Source organism: Alkalibacterium kapii (assembly GCF_007988865.1).
Taxonomy (GTDB): Bacteria; Bacillota; Bacilli; order Lactobacillales; family Carnobacteriaceae_A; genus Alkalibacterium; species Alkalibacterium kapii.
Map to the genome: position 1 here is coordinate 46,072 of NZ_BJUY01000008.1, position 20,028 is coordinate 66,099.

Sequence of the window (20,028 nt, forward strand, 5' to 3'; positions counted from 1 at the left end):
CGATCCTTCTCCTCTCATTTATTCTGTAGAGAATAATGTTCCCACATCTTTACCTTTCAAAACATCAAATAATATACTGATATCTGATCCATTTGCCAGCACCATACGCTTTCTGGCTTCTAGAACGATTTGTGCGGCATTCAGTTTAGTGATCATACCCCCTGTACCGAACTTGGTCGTTGAGTCTTGAGCCAGATCTAAAATATCATCCGTAATGTCATGAATAATGTCAAAGCGCTCTGCGTCTTGATACTCCATCGGGTTTTTATCATAAAAGCCGTCGATATCAGAAAGCATGATCAAAAGATCAGCTTCCGTCAGCTCCAAAACGATAGCAGACAGGGTATCGTTGTCGCCAAAGCGCGTCAGATGGTCGAGTTCTTCCACAGATACGGTATCATTTTCGTTGACGATCGGAACGATATGCTTGTAAAGGAGCTGTTCAAAGGTGTTTACGGTGTTCTTCCGGCTGACTGGAAAATCAGTCACATCTTTCGTTAAAAGAACTTGTCCGATCTGGTGACCGTAATGGAAAAAGAACTTGCTGTACAAACGCATGAGCTCCGTTTGGCCAATGGCTGCAATGGCCTGCTGTTCAGGGATCGTTACTGGACGTTCAGTCAGATTCATCCGCGACAAGCCCACTCCTATAGCTCCGGATGATACCAGGATCACCTCTTTGCCCTGGTTCTTCAAATCACTCAATACGAAGGACAATTTTTCCATCTGTTTGAGATTGATTGCACCGTTTGGGTACATGATCGTGCTGGTACCGACTTTTATGACGATACGTTTACTTTCTCTGATTTTATTTCTTGTTTCATTAGTCATATTCAATCATTCTTTCTTTATATAGTTAAATCGTAATCGCTTGATAACTTTCCACATTATAACAAGTTATATTACTTATTACCAGAATAGGGAGATATAATACTCATAAAAAAAGCCCCTCTCAAAAGTGTAAGAGAAGGGCAAAACGTTAATCGATTAAAGGATTTAATCGATATTCAATAATATCAACACTCGTGGAATCATTCTTTTTAGCGTCCTTCAACTCGATCGTTCCTTTGAAAAGCGCATCTTGAGTATTTATGTCGCTAATTTGAAGTGCTGGTTTACTGCCATCTTCAGTATAGCCATAAGCGTATAGTTTCCCATTCAAAATCGACATATTTTGATTGAAAGTGCCATAATAGGACATTTCTTCTTGTGCATCAGGTATAGATAAAGTGATTTCTCCAAGCAGCGTTTTCTTTTGATCATCCTGATTTAATTCATAAAGTTCGATTCCACTGTTCGTTTTTTGACCGACGTAAAGTGTATCGTTATCTGTGAATAAGCGTGTACCTTCGTCAAAACCATCCAGCTTAATAACTTCCTGTGTCATAGTGTCATAGGCATAATAGCCGGTGATTTCTTCAGAGTAACCATACATGGAATCTATATTTTCTTTTGCTGTTTGCAAAGTGACATACCGTTCGGTCTTGTCGTAGGTCTCTCCAACATATAGATAGTCATTTGTTCCAATCTCCTTAGTTAGATTGGTTGCCTCAGTTAAGGTGTCTTTTGGATTTTCTAAATCGAAAGTATAAGCATGCGTCTGTATACTATCCGAATTAGCGTCTGTACTGACAAGAAGAGTCAAGCTCGGGTAGTCAGTGTAAACAGCCCTTATATCATTGTAAGAAGAGCTATCTTCTAGTTTAACTGAGAATGTCTTTTCTTCTTTGGTTTCTTTGTCCAATACAGAGATAGTCATCTGATTTGAAAGAGATGTGCTCCAGTGGACGTCGCTTTCTGATCCGACATATACAACATGTTGTGCTGTTTCGGCAAATTGCTTGGGTTGAGGACTTTTTCCGCGCATAAACGAACGGTAATTTATAATCAATTCATCGATCATAGGATTATAGTTAAAATCCAACCGTTTTAAGAATGATCTTTCTTCTAAATAAGTAAAGTTGCCATTATCTAATTCAACCGTTGGATAATTGAAGCCGCCATTAGAATCTGCAACAAAACCATATAACTCTATAGGTCCTATATACTTTGGCATGCCTTCTGCGGTAACGATTTTCATGTCCGGCTGGGGAGTCTTTGCTTGGATTTTATAAATTCCAAAGCCAGTCATGATGACAGCAATAAAAAGAATAATGCTTGATAATTTAATATATTTGCTCATGATTTCCATCCTTCCTTTCTATACAGTGATTTTGTTGTTTATCAAGTACCGGCTCACAAAGAGTGAACAAATACCTACGACCGTCATCAGAATCAGTTCAATGATCAGAAGTTCTGAACTATAAAACAGATAGTTGTTTTTCAGTAAATTAGGCAGAAATAGAGGGAAAAGAACGATGGCCAAGGAAAGTGCAGCGTATCCTATACCAATAAAAATACCTCGAACAGAAAAGCTTCGCTCTATAAGAATAATGGTGAACAGCACCAAAAGCATTACGGCACCTGCAGTGATGATGACCATAAAGTAGCTCGGCTGCAGCGGGAAAAGAAACAGGAACAGTGGATGCGCATGGATTGCCTCCATCAAACTTAAACCACTTGCATAGGTATCGCTGATTATGGCTGAAACGATGGGATAGCCTACAAATAAAGAGACCATCTGGATGGAAATTAGCGTGAATATACCGATGAATATCACGATAAACTTGGAAAAGAATAGAGTCATTCTGGACACGGGCAGCATGAGTAAACGGTATGCGAATGTGTTCTTTCCAAACCATTCTCTATACCAGATAAACACTGAGTAAAAGAGCATGCCGGTGATACCTATAACGATGGGTCCGACTATCCAGAAACTGTTCAGCGCGTTATAAAAGGAGAAACGTCCAAATGTTTGAAGAGCTTCTTCTGCTGTTGCAGAATTTTCTGTCATAAATTGGTTGATCTTATTCATATGTCTCATTGGTGTGTAGATATAGCCAGCCAGATTGATTACCAGAGTTAATCCCATCAGAGTAAATAGAAATTTAGATAAGCGATCCAGTTCAAAACTAGTAAGTTTCAGTAGAGCATTTAATGATTTCTTCATCCGTTATAAACCTCCCTCATGACATCAACGACGGATTTTCCTTCTGTTTCACGCATTTCTTCAGCGTTGAACTCTTTATAGATCCTGCCGTTGTCAAGTAGGACCACCTTGTCGATAAGATGTTCGATATCTACGATTTCATGAGTCGTGATCAGTACGCCGCGGTCTTCCACTAAACGACTGCTGAACACTTCTGTTATTTGTTCGCGGGTAAATATGTCGATTCCCGAAAAAGGTTCATCCATCAAGACGTAATCCACATCTAAAGCCAGTCCCATCAGCAAGTTCACTTTGGCCTGATTCCCTTTAGATAATTCCGACAGCTTGTCTGTTGTGTTCAATCTGAAGAACCGGACGATATCCTTGGCACGTTTGCCATTCCAAGTGTCATAATAATCCTTCATAAAATCCATAGTTTCTCCTACAGTCATCCCCGGCAGCATGATCGCCACATCTGGGATGAAGGCTACCTTATTGTACAGTTCGGTCGTCATTTTTTCTCCATCGATCAGGATATCGCCTTTTTTGATAGGTGTCAGATTCATTATCGCATTTAAAATCGTTGTTTTTCCTACGCCGTTGACTCCCACGAGACAGGTGATATCCCCTTTATTGGCCGTAAAAGTAATGCCGTCGAGGACTTTTTTGCGTCCGTAACTTTTTTGTACATCTCTCAGTTCGATCATTCGTCATCCTACTTTCTTTTTTGTAATTTTTCTTCGAGCAGAGGAACCAGCTCATCCAAAGAAATATCCAGAGGCTCGATAGCTGAAACAAAAGTAGCCATCGCCTTGTTGAGCCATTCATTTTTCAACTGATTCAGCACGGCAGGATCTTCTGTAATATGGCTCGGACGATTAGGTTCTGTATAAATCAATCTTTGTTCCTCCATTTCGCTGTATGCCCGCTGAACAGTGTTTGGGTTTATTTTAAAATCATTGGCCAGCTGTCTTCGTGAAGGCATTTCTTCACCGGGACGTAATTTCCCCGAAACGATCAGTCGTTTAAGATGCTGTATGACTTGCAGATAAATCGGATCTCTTTTATTAAAGGATACGCTCAAACGGTTCAGTCCTTTCTGAAATTTGATTAAGCTAAAGTGTATTACTCACTTAGTACACATAGAGCAAAAAGATGTGTATTACTCACTTAGTACACCTCTTTGATGTATTATATACTTAATACAGTTTATCTGTCAACACAAAAATGATCTTCAAAAATGAATGATCAGGCCGCAGCCTGATCAAGCCCTTATTGAATAGCCCTATATATCAAAAGAAAACACTACTGATGTTCTTGTATATTACTGTGGCATAGCCAGGTGGGGTTAGTTTGACAGAAATACAGCCACCTCTTACTGGTTAAGTTGAAACAGGTGGTATATCGCCCGACTCAAGAGCGCCCAGAGGATGAGTGGGCTGATATAAGTGACATATCCCCTAACTCAAGTGTAACAGCAGATGAGTCAACTGAAGCAGGCATCACATCGCCCGACTCAAGAGCGCCCAGAGGCTAAGTGGGCTGAAGCAGGCATCACATCCCCTAACTCAAGGGTTAATAGTAGTTGAGAGAACTGAAGAAGGCATTATATCCTCCGACTCAGGAGTGACCAGAAGCTGAGTAGGGTGACGTAAGCACTGTATCCCCCAACTCAAAAGCAATCAGACGCAGAGTGAGTTAATGAAAGAATAATATAAGCCTATTAGAATAAAAATATTCAAAAAAACCCCAACTGCCTACTTGATAGTTGACAGTTGGGTGAGTACATTTCATTATTTTATAACATTAGCTAGTTTTCTAAAGGGATTGAATATTTTTTTACCAGTCAACTGGCGTTTCAACGAATAGTACGATCCTAGAAGCGGAATCAATGCGCCGATCCAGGCGATAGGATTGGATAAGCCGACCCCAACAAAACCTAGAGATTTTGACAGGAGCAGGACAGCGCCGACACGGCCGAAAAGTTCGAACAGACCGGCAAGCGTTGGAGCAGTACTTTTCCCGAGTCCCTGCAGCGTATAACGGTGAATGATCAGAGACGATAGCAATACATAAAAAGCTGAATTGGTAATAAAGTATAAGCGTGTCAATTCTAAAATTTCAGTATTTTCAGGACTCACAAAAAGCAGCGCGAAATATTGCCCAAAGAAAATGAGGAGAAGGCCCATGACGATACTGTAAACAGTCATGATCTTCAATACTTTTTTGACACCTTCCCAAATACGTTCGATTTTTTCAGCACCATAATTTTGAGCGGTGAAAGTTGCCATAGTCACTCCGATAGCCATGATCGGCTTCGTAGCTAAAGAATCGATTTTCTGAGCAGCAGTGGTTGCCGCAACAGCTTCAGGTCCTAAAGTATTCAGTGTCATACTGACAACGATCATACCGATTGCAATGAGAGAAGTTTGAAAGCCCATGGGAAAAGCAATAGCTGAATGTTCCTTGATTTGTTTAAAACCTGCAGCCCAGTCTTCTTTATGAATTCTGAAAAGGGGGACGCTGCGCTTGATGTAGACGAGCCCGATCAAACCAGATATAAACTGTGCAATGACTGTAGCTAAGCCGGCACCCGCAACTCCCATATTGAAGACTAGAATGAAGACTAAGTCCAAAACAACATTCAATACTGAAGCGATGGCTAGAAAAACGAGCGGTGCTTTTGTATTTCCAACGGCACGAAGCAGATTGGAAACCAGATTAAACAATACGATACCACTGAGCCCCATAAACATCATGGTCAAATAATCGTTCGCAAAACCGACGAGTTCATGTGGCGTATTCATGAATTCCAGAATGCTTCTTCTGAATAAAACAGCGAAAAGCGTCAGTAAAACACTGACTGAACCGGCGATCATCACACTTGCTGCAAGGTTCTCACGAATAGCTTTCTCATCCTTTTTCCCGAACCGCTGGGCAGTGATGACAGATAAGCCGGATGTCAACCCGATAGCCAATCCCAAGACCAGCGTGTTGATGCTGTGTGTCGAACCCACTGCTGCAAAGGCATTGACGCCCAGGGTCTGGCTGACGATATAGGTATCGGCCATTTGATACATTTGTTGTAATATATTTCCGATCACTAATGGAAAAGCAAATAATAAAATAAGTTTTAAGGGACTACCTTTTGTCATGTCTTGATTCATAAATAAAATCCTCCGTTAATCCTTGTTCATGTCTTTTAAGACGTGTTTTCATTAAGTTTCAATACTTAAGTCTTTGGACTAGTATAGGCACATTTAAATTTATTGCAAGTGAATTCGCCAAGTGAAAGTGACGGTTTTGTGAATAAAAATAATCAAATCATATTTATCCGTTTTCATTTCATGAATAGAGCCATTCGTTGATATAACAGGATATTTTTGAAAATGTAAACAAATTATGAAAAATGAGAATATGATTAAAACTAGATAGGCTAATTTTATCTACCAAGGAAAGTCAGCGTCCCCAGCTGCGCATTCTCAAATGTAAAAAAAGCGTATTCTTAAAGTAAAGACGGGATTGTAGACATTACCGATTAAAGTATTTAAAATAGAGAATGACTATTGAAAAGAAAAACAAATTAAACCTGTTGTAAAAGTAAAAGTGCAGAGAAGAAACTGATTTATGTAAAGAATAAGTAATGAAAATACGGTATAATAGAAAAGTGAATAGTCAAGTAAAAAAGCATGCTTCGATCAACTTTTTTGATCATTCTAGTTACGTGATAATTAGAAATTCTAAGGTTGATGTATGCTAAAACTATAAATACTGAAGTTGCAAAAGAAGATAAGCGACGCTAAAGAGAGAGTGAGTGAATGAATGGAAACGAAACATAAAGCGGTCGTACTGGGGAATAATTACTACATTGGATTAAGTATCATACGCAGTTTGGGTAAACACGGTATACCTGTAGCAGTTTTAGACTATCAGGAAGAGGGGGCTTATGCCAGGCACTCCAAGTATGTAACTGAAAAACTGATCGGACCCCATTACAGCAAAGAACCTGATAAGTTGAAAGACTTTCTCATCAGCTATGCGAAAAATCAGGATCATAAGCCGGTATTGTATCCTACGGCGGATCCATACGTGTTATTTATCGATAAGTATTTAGATGAGTTGAAAGAATTTTTCTTGATCAATCAGACAGAACAAGGATTCTGGAGTGATTTGATCGATAAAGATAAATTGTACGTTCTGGCCCAACACCATGGTATCCTGGTGCCAAAAACGATTCAAATCAAAAACCGGCCTGATATCGTCCAGGAAGTTGAACAGGAATTAGGCTACCCATGTATTATTAAGCCATCTGATTCTTCAAGTTTTGTATCGACCTTCAGAAAAAAACTTTTCAAAGTGACGAACCGTAAGGAACTGGAAGAAGGGTTGAAAAAGACAGAAGAAGCAGGCATCGAGGTCGTCGTCCAGCAACTGGTTCAGGGGTTTGATGATCATATGTATACCTTTGATGCATATTTAGATCAGAACTCCAAAGTGACCCACTGGCTGACAGCTCAAAAAGAACGCCAGTATCCGATAAATTTTGGGGCGTCTGTTTATATTAAACAAAAATATGTTCCAGAACTTCATGAGATCGGGGCTCCCTTTCTTGAAGCAATCGGCTACAAGGGATTCGCTGAAATAGAGTTCAAGAAAGATGAACAAACAGGCGACTATTATTTAATTGAGATCAATGTACGTACTACGAACTTCAATCAAATGCTGACAGAACTGGGCTTTAATATGCCACTGCTCGCGTATAGAGAATTGACAGGACAAGAAATAGGACAAAACAGTCTGAAAGAGACTACTGACCTGGCTTTTCATTATATGTATGAAGATCTGCATGCTTCTCGAGCTTATTTAAAATCAGGTCAACTCAGTTGGAAAAACATTTTGAAAACTTATACCGAAAAAAGAGTCGGATCGATTTGGGCAATGAATGACCCCAAGCCCGGACTTTACTACATTGGCGGTTTAGCAGATAAAATTCGGAATAGACTAATCAAAAGATAAAAAATGAAATTTCATTTATCAATGGAAGATTTTAAAAGAGGGGAACCAAACGTATGCAATTATCTAAACTATTAAAATCAACAGAAGTATTGGAAGTTAAAAACAACAAAGATGTTGAAATAAAAACCATTGCGTATCATTCAGAAGACGCAGAAGATGCGTCTTTATTCGTGTGTATCAGAGGGTATCAAACAGATGGACACCAGTATGCCCAGGACGCTGTTAACAATGGTGCGGTTGCTCTTGTGGTCGAAGAGTTTATACCAGACGTCAGCACACCTCAATTCAAAGTGGAAGACACCCGTAAAGCACTTGCTGCTATTGCAGATGAATATTATGATCATCCATCCAAAGCTTTGACGATCATAGGAATCACTGCGACAAATGGGAAAACATCCACATCTTTTATGACCAACGCTATCCTGGAAGCCCATAAGCTGAAAACTGGCCTTCTTGGTACAGTCATGGTCAAATTTGGCGATACGCTTGTTCCTAGTGTTTTGACCACGCCGGAATCTCTGGACTTACACGGTTATTTTGATAAAATGCGTGAAGAAAACGTTTCTCATGTGACGATGGAAGTGTCTTCTTCGGCACTCGAACTCTCTAGAGTAGGCAACGTTGCTTTTGATATAGTGGCTCTTAACAATATCAGCAGAGAACATATCGATCTGCATGGATCCTTTGAAGAGTATTACAATGCAAAAGCGAGTCTGATCAAAAAAGCCAGACCGGATCAGTTTGCTGTACTGAATCTTGATGATTCGTATTCTCGATCGCTTATCGAAGAAACGGAGGCCTCTGTCGTTACTTATGGTATCGAAGACACCTCAGGACATCTACAATGTAAAGATGTCGATCTGTCTACTGGACGTGGAAATTTCACAGTCGAAATAAATAAGCCATTCAAAACGATCAACGGTAATACAGTGGAGAAAACCAGCTTTGAAATCAGCTTGTCTGTTGCAGGTTATCACTCTGTATATAACTCAATGGCTGCAATCACTATAGGTTTGATCAGTGGTGTGGATACCGAAACGATTCAATCTGGAATCGAAAGTTTCAAGGGTGTTGAACGTCGTTTTCAGTTTATATATGAGAATGATTTCAAAATCGTCGATGATCATTTTGCCAATGCCGGAAATATCGAAGTCACTCTGGAAACATTGACAAAGATGGATTATAAAAAATTACACATCGTTTATGCGATCAGAGGCAACCGCGGTGTCACAACGAATCGGGAGAATGCTCAAACACTTGCCAAATGGGTCCCTGATTTAGGTATAAAAAAAGTCATCGTTTCTTTGAGCGAGTCACATGTCATCGATAAAGATGATGTCTTACCGGAAGAAATGGCTGCATTTAGAGAAGAGATGGATAAAGTCGGAGTGGAAATAGAATTGCACAAGGAAATGCCCGATGCGCTTGAATCAAGTCTGGAACAAGTAGAAACAGGCGATGTTATTTTGATTGGCGGCGCGCAGGGAATGGATTTTGGGGCAAAATATATTTTGAATCAGCTTGTACAAAAGCGTCCGGACTTGAATGCAAAAGAGGTCTTAAAACCACTAGGCGAACGTGTAGCGGGTATTGATGAATCGTTCTTGGACAATGAATAATCTTAGGAATATAAGAAAGCAACAGGTGATGAATATACTGAAAATATTAAGCAGATGAGTCATGAATAAGGAGATTTTATAGTGAAATGGAAAAAACTGATACGTAATATATCAGAGTTAAATAATCCTTTTTTTCCGGATAAAAAGGAAATCAAAGGAATCACAGACAATTCTAGAGAAGTTGGAGAAGGATATGTCTTTGTTGCAGTAGAAGGATTCTCGGTGGATGGCCATGATTATATCAAAGAAGCTGTCGAAAAAGGCGCTGCTGTAGTCATCGGCCAGCAATCGATCAATAAGATAAATAGACCCTATATAAAAGTAGAAAATTCAAGGAAAATACTGGGACAACTGGCTGCAAGCTTTTATGGTTATCCTTCAAAAAACAAAGTAGTCATTGGTGTTACTGGAACAAATAGAAAAACTACGACAGGGTTATTTCTCAGACATCTGCTAAAGAGAAAAGGCTATAGTGTTTCATTTTTCGGTACTGTTTTCAATGAAATAAACGGTGAGGAGACAAAAAGCCAAACGACCACACCAAGCTCGTTGATGATTCAAAAATCATTAGCTGAATCAGATGATCAAGTTGCTGTTATTGAGGTTTCTTCCCAGGGGTTATCACAATACCGTATGGAAGGAATGAGCTTTGATTACGCCTTGTTCACTAATTTACAGCATGATCATCTGGATTACCATCAGTCCATGGAAGACTACTTTCAAGCAAAAAAAGAACTGTTCTCTTTACTTAAAGTATCTGGAACAGCTGTAGTCAATGAAGTGGATGAGTGGGGTAGACGCTTGTCGAAACTGTTGCGGGAGGAAGACAAACGCGTAATTACAGTAGGAGAAGATGACCAGAATGTCGTGTATCATATGAAAAATAATGGCCATGGCGTTTGTGTGATGGAGAATAATACTTATGAGATCGAACTTCCTTTACCCGGTAAATATAATTTAGCAAACTTGGCACTGGGATTGACGGTTTTAAATGATATGCAGCATGATTTATCTGGTATATCCAATATCATGAGAGGTATCGGTCCACTGCCTGGACGATTCGAAACGTATGATCTCTCTAACAAAGTATATGGTATCGTCGATTACGCCCATACGACGGAAGCATTACAGGCTCTTTTTACAACGATCAGAGAATCGCATGGTGATTACAGGATCATTCATATATTCGGATTCAGAGGTCAGCGAGACAGCACAAAAAGAGATAAAATGGTCGATATTTCCAGATCATACTGTGATGAAACGATACTGACTCTAGACGATCTGAACGGCGTGAGTGTTGATATTATGAAAGCTGAATACGAAAAACAACAGCAAAGATATAGTGAAGCGACTATAAAAGTCATACTGGATCGGACTCGCGCCATTGAAAAAACGGTCAATACTGCGTCACAAAAGACACTTATTGTTGTGTCAGGGAAAGGTCATGAAAATTACCAGCAGGCGTTCGAACTGTCGTCCACTTCAGACAAAGAGACCTTTGAACTACTCTCTATAAAAACGGCAAACATATAAACATTTACTACTTTTAGCGTATACGAATAAAATGGTTAACCATAAAAACAAAATAGAGTAAAATCAGTATAAAACATAAATAACCAAAGAGGAGGGCCAGCATGAACAAAAACGAGCGAGTTATTGGGATACTAGGAGGAATGGGCCCAGAAGCAACAGCAAGTTTTTATATGAAGATTATTAAAGAAACAAAAGTCGAAAATGATCAGGATCATTACCGCACGATCATTGACAGTAATCCTAAAATACCTGACCGGACAGAGGCTATACTTTATAATGGACCTTCTCCCGTTTCAGAAATGATTAAAACAGCAAAGAATTTGGAAAACGCCGGAGCCACAGTAGCAGTCATGCCGTGTATCACAGCTCATTACTTTTATGAAGCTATTCAGAATGAAGTCGCTATACCGATCCACCACGTACTTAAAGGCCTGGATAGTTATATACAAAAAACGTATCCGCATGCAGAAAAAATTGGTGTGTTGTCGACCACTGCAACAAAAGAAACAGGTCTTTTCCAACGCTATCTGGAGGGTAAAGAAATACGTTATCCAAACGAAGTAGAACAAAAAGAAAAAGTCATGCAGGCAATCTATGGAAATGACGGGATAAAGCAGGGAAATACAGGAGATGGACCAAAAAAGCTGCTGCTTGAAGCTGCTGAGCGATTGATCAAAGAAGAACAATGTGACTTGATCATCGGTGGGTGTACTGAAGTTGAACTAGTCCTGACACCAAGAGATATGTCCGTCCCATTTATTGATCCGATGCGTGTAGCAGCAATATACTTGACGCATTAGAACAGGCATGTCCTGCTAGTTTGTATGAACAATTTAACGTCTTTTTTAAACGAAATAACTGCATAATTTAACTCAGTAATAAATACAACAGTAAGACTCCTTCAATTAAACCTGTTCTTCTCATTAATCAAAGCGAAAGAGCAGGTTTTTATTGACTTTTATTGATTACAGATGTAAACTTATATAAAGAGGAAAAACCATTATAAATTAAAGGAGTAGAAAATATGCAGGAAAATCAGATATCTCCTTCAGAATGGGAAATTATGCGTGTGATCTGGACGAATTATCCGATCTCGGGAAAAGAAGTAAACGAAATCTTGAAGGAAAAAAAAGAATGGAAACTGGCAACTACAAAAACACTGATTGGGCGACTCGTCAAAAAAGGGATGCTTTCCACAGAAAAGCGAGGTAGAAAGTTCGAATACAGCCCACTCGTTACGGAAAAGGAAAGTATGGATGAATCGATTGAGGACTTGCTTAACCAAATATGTAATACAAAAATCAGTGACAGTATAGAAACGATTTTAGAAAAAAGAACATTAAGTAAAAGCGAATTGGAACAGCTGGAAATAATAATCAAAAAGAAAAAAGAAACGGCACCAGAAGAAGTTGTGTGCGAGTGTACACCAGGTCAGTGCGACTGTGCTCATTAAGCCAACTGACGTTATAAAAAGGAGAGTTCGAAAATGAACTATCAGGAAAGAATTGAAGGCATGAGCTGTAATGGCTGTGCAAATACAGTTAAATCAGCATTAGAAACCATTGATGGCGTAACAGATGTTGCGATAAACTTAAATGAAAAACAAGCAGACATAGAATCAGTAAAAGAACTAGACGAAAATCAAATAAATCAGGCTTTAAGTGACACAAGTTATACAGTTAAAGCTTTCAAATAATATAAAAAAGGACATGGCTCATATGAACTGAGTGGTGTCCTTTTTAGTTTATCGCACGATTAAAAAAAGGTACTTATAGTATGATTTATTATCAGACAGATGGTTCTAAAAAATCGAATAAATGTTATTCTTATCTAAAACGTTTTCTTTGATAGATACCTCTAATGATATTGTAATAATACTTACAACTATATTATAATAGGGGGATAAAGAGGAGGAGATAGAATGGAATATATCAAACTGGTAGGAATTTTGATTATATTACTTGGTTTCATTTTTAAAATTGATACAATAGCGGTAGTTATACTGGCAGGTTTAGCTACAGCTTTAGTTTCAGGCTTGTCATTATTTGAATTTTTGACATTATTAGGCGAAGCCTTTGTGTCTAATCGACTTGTTACGCTTTTTTTCCTGACTTTGCCTATGATCGGATTAAGTGAGCGGTCTGGTTTACGTCAGCAGGCTACGCGTCTGATTGAAGGAATCAAAGGATTAACAACAGGAAGGTTTTTATCGCTGTACATGTTCATTAGAGAATTGGCTGGCTTTTTCTCAATACGTATTCAAGGTCATACACAATTCGTGAGACCATTGATTGAACCGATGGCACAGGCATCTGCTGAGAGTAAATTTGGGGAAGAAGACGAAGGGACTCAAGAGAAAATAAAAGCGCGTTCTGCTGCTATGGAAAATTTAGGTAATTTTTTCGCACAAAACACGTTTGTAGCGGCCTCAGGGGTCCTGCTTATTGCCGGCACGCTGAAATCACTGGGGTATGATGTTTCTGCAGTAAACATTGCTCAAGCTTCACTGCCGATTGCCTTCATAGCCTTAATCATCGTCATTGTTTCCAATATATTATTCGATAAAAAATTAAGAGGAAATTCCAAAACAACGTCAGGTAAGGAGGGAGAAAAATAATGGAAGCATTCAATAACAACTTTCTTGAGTTTTTCTTTATATTAACAGGTTTACTAATGGCACATACTGGGGTAAATGTCTTATTAGATCCAAAACATCCTACGCGACTCCAGACAGCTGTTTTCTGGTTTCTTCTTGCAGCTACCTTTTCAATCGGAAGATTTATCCCGCCTTTTGTTTCAGGTGTGATGGTTGTAGGGATGGGCATTTTGACTTTATTCAATCAAGTGAAAATAGGACCGATAAATCAGGTTTCTGAAGAAAAAGCAGAGGAGAGGAGTAAACGCTTAGGCAACAAGATTTTTATCCCTGTCGTTTCCCTGGCTTCTATAGCAATCATTATCGCACAGTTCACACCACTGGGAGGACAAGTCGGTATTGGGGTAGCAGCCGTCCTCTCGGTCCTAATCGCAATGTTTATAACAAAATCTGATGGAAAAGTTGCCCTTCATGAAGGGGACCGTATGGTGAGACAGGTAGGAACCGTTGGGATACTCCCTCAACTGTTAGCCGCTTTAGGTGTGATCTTTACAGCTGCTGGTGTAGGAGATGTTATCGCCGGCATGATCTCAACAGTCGTTCCTGAGGGCAATCAGCTAATAGGTGTAATAGCTTATGTTTTGGGGATGGTTGTTTTCACAATGATCATGGGTAATGCTTTTGCTGCCTTTACCGTCATCACTGCAGGTATTGGTGTGCCTTTTGTCATCGCTCAAGGTGCTGATCCAGTCATCGCAGGAACATTGGCTATGACAGCAGGATACTGTGGAACATTGATGACACCGATGGCTGCAAACTTCAATGCACTGCCTGTTGCCTTACTTGAAATGAAGAATCCAAACGGTGTCATTAAAGAGCAGCTGCCCTATGCACTTTTAATGATTATAGTACACATCGCCCTTATGTATTTTTGGGCATTTTAAAAAAAGAAAGGAAGAGTATGATGAAAATTTTAATCAGTGGATTTGATCCATTCGGAGGAGAAAAAATCAATCCAGCCTATGAGGCAGTCAAACTGCTACCTGATTCGATCAAAGGTGCAGAAATTGTAAAACTTGAAATACCCACAGTCTTTCATAAGGCTGCAGAAGTTCTTGAGGAAAAGGTAAAAGAAGTGGACCCAGATGTCATTCTCTGTATCGGTCAAGCGGGTGGACGCTATGGTGTGACGCCAGAGCGTGTCGCAATCAATGTTGATGATGCGCGTATACCCGACAACGAACAAAAGCAGCCTATTGACGTAAAAATCAAAGAAGACGGACCATCAGCCTATTTCAGCACGCTGCCCATCAAGTCAATGGTGGAGAAAATGAAAGAAGCTAAAGTTCCTTCCAGCGTCTCTAACTCTGCGGGTACGTTTGTATGCAATCATATTATGTATCAGATTTTATATATGATCGATAAAAAATATCCCCAAAAAACAGGCGGTTTTATCCATTGCCCATTTATTCCTGAACAGGTGATCGATAAGCCAAATCAGCCTTCGATGAACCTTTCAGATATTGCTCGTGGACTTGAAGCAGGAATCGAAGCAATCGTGGAACGGGACGGAAAAGAGGATATCAAGGAAATCGGTGGCGCTATCCACTGATCCATGATAGAGTAAAAAGGCAGCCGACAGTCTCGTGCTGCCTTTTTGAGTGTGAAAATTTAAAAAGAAAGAAGACTGAATGATGCTTACAGGAATAGGATTAGTGTTGTTGCTTGGCTATTTAGGTGGAAAAATAGCTGCGAAATTAGAACTCCCCCCTCTTATCGGTATGCTGGTGGTAGGTGTTTTGGCGGGACCTTATGTATTTAATGTATTAGATTCTGATTTGCTGCTTGTGTCTCAGGATATTCGCACGTTTGCTTTAATCATTATTCTGTTAAGAGCAGGTTTAGGTATAAAAAAGGAAGAGATCAAAAAAGTAGGATTGATTGCTCTTAAAATGAGTATTATTCCATGTATACTAGAAGGCTTTACTGTAATGGGGTTGGCTTATTACTTACTGGGTTTTTCTTTGAGTGAAGCAGGAATGCTGGGGTTTATCATAGCAGCTGTATCACCTGCTGTGGTTGTTCCAAGTATGCTTGAACTGAAGAAAGAAAGGTACGGGGAAGATAAGCAAATCCCTACACTACTTTTAACCGGAACATCTATCGATGATGTGATCGCTATTACTTTTTTCACTTTCTTTGTCGGAATGGAAACTCAGTCAGTCGATCAGTCTCTGTTTAAAAATCTGTTGAGTATTCCTTTTAATATTTTAGCTGGAGTATTTCTTGGTGCAGTGATTGCTTTTGGGTTAATCTATTTGTTCAGCATAATGTCTGAAAAATATATAGAAAAACTGATTATATTACTTTCACTAACAATTATTTTTGTAAAGTGGGGGGATTATACTGGGATAGCGAGTTTACTGGGAGTCATGACGATCGGTTTTTTACTGTTGGAAAAAATCCCGGACCAGTCTAAAAGATTTTCAAAAAGACTGCATGGGTTATGGCTCTTCCTCCAGATCCTGCTTTTTGCCCTTGTCGGAGCTGAGGTCGATGTAACAAAGGCGCTGGATGCGGGGGTTTCAGGAGTAGCTATTATAATCATAGGATTGGTTGCACGAAGTTTAGGAGTATGGCTTGTTACCATGGGTAGTGAGCTGAAAGTGAAAGAGCGCATTTTCTGTATGATTGCTTATACCCCTAAAGCAACCGTCCAAGCAGCTATTGGTGCGATACCTTTGGCGCTGGGTGTGGAACAGGGTGCAACGATCCTGGCCCTTGCTGTCTTATCTATTGTACTGACAGCCCCTTTAGGAGCCTTAGGTATTTACTCATCAGCTCCCCGCCTGTTGCATAAAACAAGATAAAGATAAAATAAAAAAGCTGAAACGCAAAACGCGTCTCAGCTTTTTTAGTATAGACATAAATGATTTATTCTACGACGCCTTCGGTCCACTCTGATACTTTGTCCTGGTTATTTTCGATCCAGTTTTCAGCAGCATCTTCAGGATCGGCACCGTCTTGGATTTCCAGCATTACAGATTCCATGTCAGACGCTTCCCAGTGGAAGTTGTCTAATATCTCGTAGGCTTCAGGCATGTCATCTTTGAATCCTTCACGAACGAATGTGTCGATTGTTTCTTCTCCACCAAATACTTCTTGTGGATCATCTAGATATTTCAGGTCATATGACTGGAATTTCCAGTGCGGAGACCAGCCAGTTACGACGATTTCTTCTTCATTTTCATATGCATCTTTTAGTTGAGTGACCATTGCTCCAGATGAAGAGGCTTGAATCTCCCAATCAGATAAATTATCGTAATCTTCCAAGGCCTGCTCAGCAGCTGCAACCACACCGGCACCAGCTTCGATACCTGTGATTGTCTGATCAGCTTGATCAGTCAGATCTGCAATAGAATCCACGTCCATGTATTCAGGAACGACTAAACCGATTTTAGCTCCTTCAAGGTTTGGTCCTAAACGTTCCATCTGATCTGAGTAGTTTTCGTATTGTGGTGCATGTGTCCCAGGTAACCAGGCAGAAACCATTGCGTCTGCTTCGTCATTGGCTACTGCTTCCCACATGATGGCATTGTCTAGAGCTGTGAGTTTAACATCATAACCGACATCTTCTAAAACTTGACCGATGACGTTTGTTGAAGCAATCTCTGAGTCCCATGAAACATAAGCCAGTTCGATTTCACCACTTAGATTTCCATCTGCTGAATCGTTTGAATCACTTGAATCATCACTGCAGGCAGCTAAGAACAATGCTGAAGCTGACATGACAGTTAAACCTAATTTTTTCCACGTATTGTTAGTCAATATAAAAACTCCCTTTAAATTTATTTGAGTCTTACTCTTTGTTAAATCCTTGTAAGGTTCTGTCTAAAATAATCGCCAAGACGACCAATGCGAATCCTGCTACAAAACCAGGACCAACTTGTGCACGCTGCAAGGCATTGATGACGCGTTCACCTAAACCAGGCGCTCCGATCATTGACGCAATAACGACCATCGACAAAGCAAGCAGGACAGTCTGGTTGATGCCAGCCATGATCGTTGCTTTAGCTAACGGTAATTCAACTTTAAAGAGTTGCTGAGAAGCTGTACTACCAAAAGATTGGGCAGCTTCAACCATTTCATCTGAAACTTGTCTGATACCTAAGTTGGTAAAACGAACGGTCGGTGGCAGAGCGAAGATGACCGCTGAGAAAACACCCGGCACCATCCCTATACCAAAGAAAGCCACGGCCGGTATCAAGTAAACAAAAGCCGGCATCGTCTGCATAAAGTCTAATATAGGTGTAATGATAAAGTTGGCCACTTCACTCTTAGCCATTAATATACCCACTGGGACTCCAATTACAATGGAGAGCAGGCTGGCAACAATGACCAATGTAAGAGTGTACATCAAAGGCTCCCAAAGTCCCTGGTTGAATATATAAATCAAACCCAGAATAGTGAATGTAGGCAGCCCCCATTTTTTGCCGCTTGCAAAGAACGCTATGGCTGTCAGGATAACTATAAAAACAATAGGTGGCACGACCAGTAATAATTCGGTCATTGTATCCATGACGGCGTCTCCGCCATCGCGAAGAGCATCGAACAGCCAGGAAAGGTTGTCAGTCAGCCAATCGATAAAATTAGCCATCCATTCGGCTACTGGAATTTCAGGAATGATATCTAAAATACTATTCTCCATTCTCGGATTCCTCCTCTCTTTCCTTAGCTAAGGCACCTATAACGAGACTGCGGATAACGATACCTTCTAATTTATTGTTTTCATCCACAACGGCTACAGGTGTATCTGTGTTATGAATGATATCATAGAGATCATATATCAATGTGTCTTTGGAAACTTTCGGGATATCTGTGCGTAGTATACTATCAAAATTTCTAATGTTTGATTTTACTGCTGCAAGGACATCTTCATCAGTAACGTACCCTTGTAACTGCTGCTTATTATCAATGACCAGCATGCTTGAGAGGCCTTCAGTTTTCATTTGCTGAGCAGCAACTCTCGGCCCTTGTTTGTTAGCACGCAGTGTTTGAGGACGGATCATGATATTTTCCGCTGTCAGTACTTTAGAGCGGTCCACATCTTCAACGAAACGTTCAACGTATTCATTGGCTGGATTTGTAAGGATTTCCTCTCCAGTTCCGACTTGAACGACTTCACCGTCTTTCATGATTGCTATACGATCACCCAGTCGCAGCGACTCGTTTAAATCGTGTGTAATGAAGATGATCGTTTTTTGCATTGAATCCTGCATCTGCATCAATTCATCCTGCATATCTCGGCGGATCAAAGGATCAAGTGCCGAAAATGCTTCATCCATTAAAAGTATTTCAGGATCATTTGCAAGCGCACGGGCCAAACCAACACGTTGCTGCATCCCACCGGACAATTGGTTGGGCTTTTGATCCTTGTAAGGAAGAAGACCGGCATTATCCAATGCGGCTTCAGCCTTTTTCTGTCGCGTTTCTTTATCTACGCCCTGGACTTCCAGACCATATTCTGTATTTTCCAAAATCGTACGGTGCGGGAACAATCCAAAGTTCTGAAACACCATAGATATTTTCTCTCGACGGACACGACGCAGGTCTTCATTATTCATATCTGAAATATTTTCCCCGTCGATCAGTATGCTTCCTTTGGTTGGTTCGATCAGGCGGTTGAGCATACGTACAAGCGTTGATTTACCACTACCCGAAAGCCCCATGATAACAAAGATCTCGCCTTCTTCCACTTTAAAATTAGCCTTATTGACTCCCACTGTGGCGCCAGTCTTTTTAAGGATCTCTTCCTTCGAAAGACCTTTATTGACTAAATCTAAAGCTTGTTTTTCTTTTTTACCAAATATTTTAACTAAATTTTGAACTTCAACTTTAGTTGCCAAAGGTTTACAGCCTCCTTATAAATATATTTTTTTCGTACAAAACAAGACAGAAAAGTGTCTTGCTAATATGAAACATTAGAAAATAAGTGAAAATGACAGTTTTCCCGGTTGTTCACACAACATTAATTATAACAAGCATCTGTCCTACAGTAAAACAAACAGCCCTGCAGTGGCGGCTTTTTTAAATATGTAAGCGGTTGCTATGGCTTTGATGGTAGTATTCTAACAATTTGATTAAAAAATGATAAAACAGTAATAAAACGCTTTTATCATCACTGTTTGTGAGCGAAAGATGGCTGGAAAACATATAGTGAAAACACGTTTCGCTGT

The 20,028-nt window shown here is 39.9% G+C and carries 17 protein-coding genes and 1 pseudogene; 10 read left to right on the forward strand and 8 right to left on the reverse strand.

Annotation, left to right across the window (positions count from 1 at the left end; translation table 11 throughout):
• Nucleotides 1-18: 18 nt before the first annotated feature.
• The 6 genes from proB to AKA01nite_RS04480 all read right to left on the reverse strand — a co-directional run bounded on the left by proB (nt 19) and on the right by AKA01nite_RS04480 (nt 6,195).
• Nucleotides 19-831, reverse strand: a complete 813-nt coding sequence (proB, locus tag AKA01nite_RS04455; protein WP_146924114.1) for a glutamate 5-kinase — start codon at nt 829-831, stop codon at nt 19-21.
• A gap of 148 nt (nt 832-979) precedes the next feature.
• Complete coding sequence (locus tag AKA01nite_RS04460) at nt 980-2,182, reverse strand: hypothetical protein (protein WP_146924115.1); 1,203 nt, start codon at nt 2,180-2,182, stop codon at nt 980-982.
• An 18-nt stretch (nt 2,183-2,200) separates the two neighbouring features.
• Nucleotides 2,201-3,049 (reverse strand): hypothetical protein, encoded by an 849-nt coding sequence (locus AKA01nite_RS04465; RefSeq protein ID WP_146924116.1) that lies wholly within the window; start codon nt 3,047-3,049, stop codon nt 2,201-2,203.
• Complete coding sequence (locus AKA01nite_RS04470) at nt 3,046-3,735, reverse strand: ATP-binding cassette domain-containing protein (protein ID WP_146924117.1); 690 nt, start codon at nt 3,733-3,735, stop codon at nt 3,046-3,048. The genes AKA01nite_RS04465 and AKA01nite_RS04470 overlap by 4 nt, the downstream gene beginning before the upstream one ends.
• Nucleotides 3,736-3,743: 8 nt before the next feature.
• Nucleotides 3,744-4,112, reverse strand: a complete 369-nt coding sequence (locus tag AKA01nite_RS04475) for a GntR family transcriptional regulator (protein WP_146924118.1) — start codon at nt 4,110-4,112, stop codon at nt 3,744-3,746.
• Nucleotides 4,113-4,821: 709 nt separating this feature from the next.
• Nucleotides 4,822-6,195: an MATE family efflux transporter gene (locus tag AKA01nite_RS04480; RefSeq protein WP_146924119.1), complete on the reverse strand. Its 1,374-nt coding sequence runs from the start codon at nt 6,193-6,195 to the stop codon at nt 4,822-4,824.
• 655 nt (nt 6,196-6,850) lie between these two features.
• On the opposite strand from AKA01nite_RS04480, the gene AKA01nite_RS04485 reads away from it, so the two are divergent.
• The 10 genes from AKA01nite_RS04485 to AKA01nite_RS04530 all read left to right on the forward strand — a co-directional run bounded on the left by AKA01nite_RS04485 (nt 6,851) and on the right by AKA01nite_RS04530 (nt 16,662).
• The gene (locus AKA01nite_RS04485; RefSeq protein ID WP_146924120.1) at nt 6,851-8,044 is read left to right on the forward strand and encodes a carboxylate--amine ligase; all 1,194 of its coding nucleotides are present in this window, start codon (nt 6,851-6,853) and stop codon (nt 8,042-8,044) included.
• Between the two features lie 53 nt (nt 8,045-8,097).
• The gene (locus tag AKA01nite_RS04490) at nt 8,098-9,663 is read left to right on the forward strand and encodes a Mur ligase family protein (RefSeq protein ID WP_146924121.1); all 1,566 of its coding nucleotides are present in this window, start codon (nt 8,098-8,100) and stop codon (nt 9,661-9,663) included.
• 81 nt (nt 9,664-9,744) lie between these two features.
• Nucleotides 9,745-11,196, forward strand: coding sequence for a UDP-N-acetylmuramoyl-L-alanyl-D-glutamate--2,6-diaminopimelate ligase (locus tag AKA01nite_RS04495; protein WP_186805092.1), 1,452 nt, complete (start codon nt 9,745-9,747; stop codon nt 11,194-11,196).
• A 101-nt stretch (nt 11,197-11,297) separates the two neighbouring features.
• Nucleotides 11,298-11,996, forward strand: a complete 699-nt coding sequence (gene cuyB, locus AKA01nite_RS04500) for a cysteate racemase (RefSeq protein ID WP_146924123.1) — start codon at nt 11,298-11,300, stop codon at nt 11,994-11,996.
• A gap of 224 nt (nt 11,997-12,220) precedes the next feature.
• Nucleotides 12,221-12,649 (forward strand): CopY/TcrY family copper transport repressor, encoded by a 429-nt coding sequence (locus tag AKA01nite_RS04505; RefSeq protein WP_146924124.1) that lies wholly within the window; start codon nt 12,221-12,223, stop codon nt 12,647-12,649.
• Nucleotides 12,650-12,682: 33 nt separating this feature from the next.
• Nucleotides 12,683-12,892, forward strand: a complete 210-nt coding sequence (locus AKA01nite_RS04510; protein ID WP_146924125.1) for a heavy-metal-associated domain-containing protein — start codon at nt 12,683-12,685, stop codon at nt 12,890-12,892.
• A 225-nt stretch (nt 12,893-13,117) separates the two neighbouring features.
• Nucleotides 13,118-13,813 (forward strand): DUF969 domain-containing protein, encoded by a 696-nt coding sequence (locus AKA01nite_RS04515; RefSeq protein ID WP_146924126.1) that lies wholly within the window; start codon nt 13,118-13,120, stop codon nt 13,811-13,813.
• Complete coding sequence (locus AKA01nite_RS04520) at nt 13,813-14,736, forward strand: DUF979 domain-containing protein (RefSeq protein WP_146924127.1); 924 nt, start codon at nt 13,813-13,815, stop codon at nt 14,734-14,736. Before AKA01nite_RS04515 ends, AKA01nite_RS04520 begins: the two co-directional genes overlap by 1 nt.
• Before the next feature lie 20 nt (nt 14,737-14,756).
• On the forward strand, nt 14,757-15,404 hold the full coding sequence (gene pcp, locus AKA01nite_RS04525; protein ID WP_146924128.1) for a pyroglutamyl-peptidase I: 648 nt from the start codon (nt 14,757-14,759) through the stop codon (nt 15,402-15,404).
• Nucleotides 15,405-15,486: 82 nt separating this feature from the next.
• Nucleotides 15,487-16,662, forward strand: coding sequence for a cation:proton antiporter (locus AKA01nite_RS04530; protein ID WP_146924129.1), 1,176 nt, complete (start codon nt 15,487-15,489; stop codon nt 16,660-16,662).
• Between the two features lie 64 nt (nt 16,663-16,726).
• Here the strand turns inward: AKA01nite_RS04530 and AKA01nite_RS09430 are convergent.
• Nucleotides 16,727-18,500, reverse strand: a pseudogene (locus tag AKA01nite_RS09430) (ABC transporter permease/substrate binding protein).
• Complete coding sequence (locus tag AKA01nite_RS04545) at nt 18,490-19,698, reverse strand: quaternary amine ABC transporter ATP-binding protein (RefSeq protein WP_146924131.1); 1,209 nt, start codon at nt 19,696-19,698, stop codon at nt 18,490-18,492. The pseudogene AKA01nite_RS09430 and the gene AKA01nite_RS04545 overlap by 11 nt, the downstream one beginning before the upstream one ends.
• Between the last annotated feature and the right edge of the window lie 330 nt (nt 19,699-20,028).

Coding starts and splice junctions, on each gene's coding strand:
- AKA01nite_RS04470 (WP_146924117.1), bottom strand. CDS start 3,735: ATGATCGAACTGAGAGATGTACAAAAAAGTTACGGACGCAAAAAAGTC.
- AKA01nite_RS04515 (WP_146924126.1), top strand. CDS start 13,118: ATGGAATATATCAAACTGGTAGGAATTTTGATTATATTACTTGGTTTC.
- AKA01nite_RS04480 (WP_146924119.1), bottom strand. CDS start 6,195: ATGAATCAAGACATGACAAAAGGTAGTCCCTTAAAACTTATTTTATTA.
- AKA01nite_RS04530 (WP_146924129.1), top strand. CDS start 15,487: ATGCTTACAGGAATAGGATTAGTGTTGTTGCTTGGCTATTTAGGTGGA.
- AKA01nite_RS04505 (WP_146924124.1), top strand. CDS start 12,221: ATGCAGGAAAATCAGATATCTCCTTCAGAATGGGAAATTATGCGTGTG.
- AKA01nite_RS04485 (WP_146924120.1), top strand. CDS start 6,851: ATGGAAACGAAACATAAAGCGGTCGTACTGGGGAATAATTACTACATT.
- pcp (WP_146924128.1), top strand. CDS start 14,757: ATGAAAATTTTAATCAGTGGATTTGATCCATTCGGAGGAGAAAAAATC.
- AKA01nite_RS04520 (WP_146924127.1), top strand. CDS start 13,813: ATGGAAGCATTCAATAACAACTTTCTTGAGTTTTTCTTTATATTAACA.
- AKA01nite_RS04490 (WP_146924121.1), top strand. CDS start 8,098: ATGCAATTATCTAAACTATTAAAATCAACAGAAGTATTGGAAGTTAAA.
- AKA01nite_RS04460 (WP_146924115.1), bottom strand. CDS start 2,182: ATGAGCAAATATATTAAATTATCAAGCATTATTCTTTTTATTGCTGTC.
- AKA01nite_RS04510 (WP_146924125.1), top strand. CDS start 12,683: ATGAACTATCAGGAAAGAATTGAAGGCATGAGCTGTAATGGCTGTGCA.
- AKA01nite_RS04465 (WP_146924116.1), bottom strand. CDS start 3,049: ATGAAGAAATCATTAAATGCTCTACTGAAACTTACTAGTTTTGAACTG.
- cuyB (WP_146924123.1), top strand. CDS start 11,298: ATGAACAAAAACGAGCGAGTTATTGGGATACTAGGAGGAATGGGCCCA.
- proB (WP_146924114.1), bottom strand. CDS start 831: ATGACTAATGAAACAAGAAATAAAATCAGAGAAAGTAAACGTATCGTC.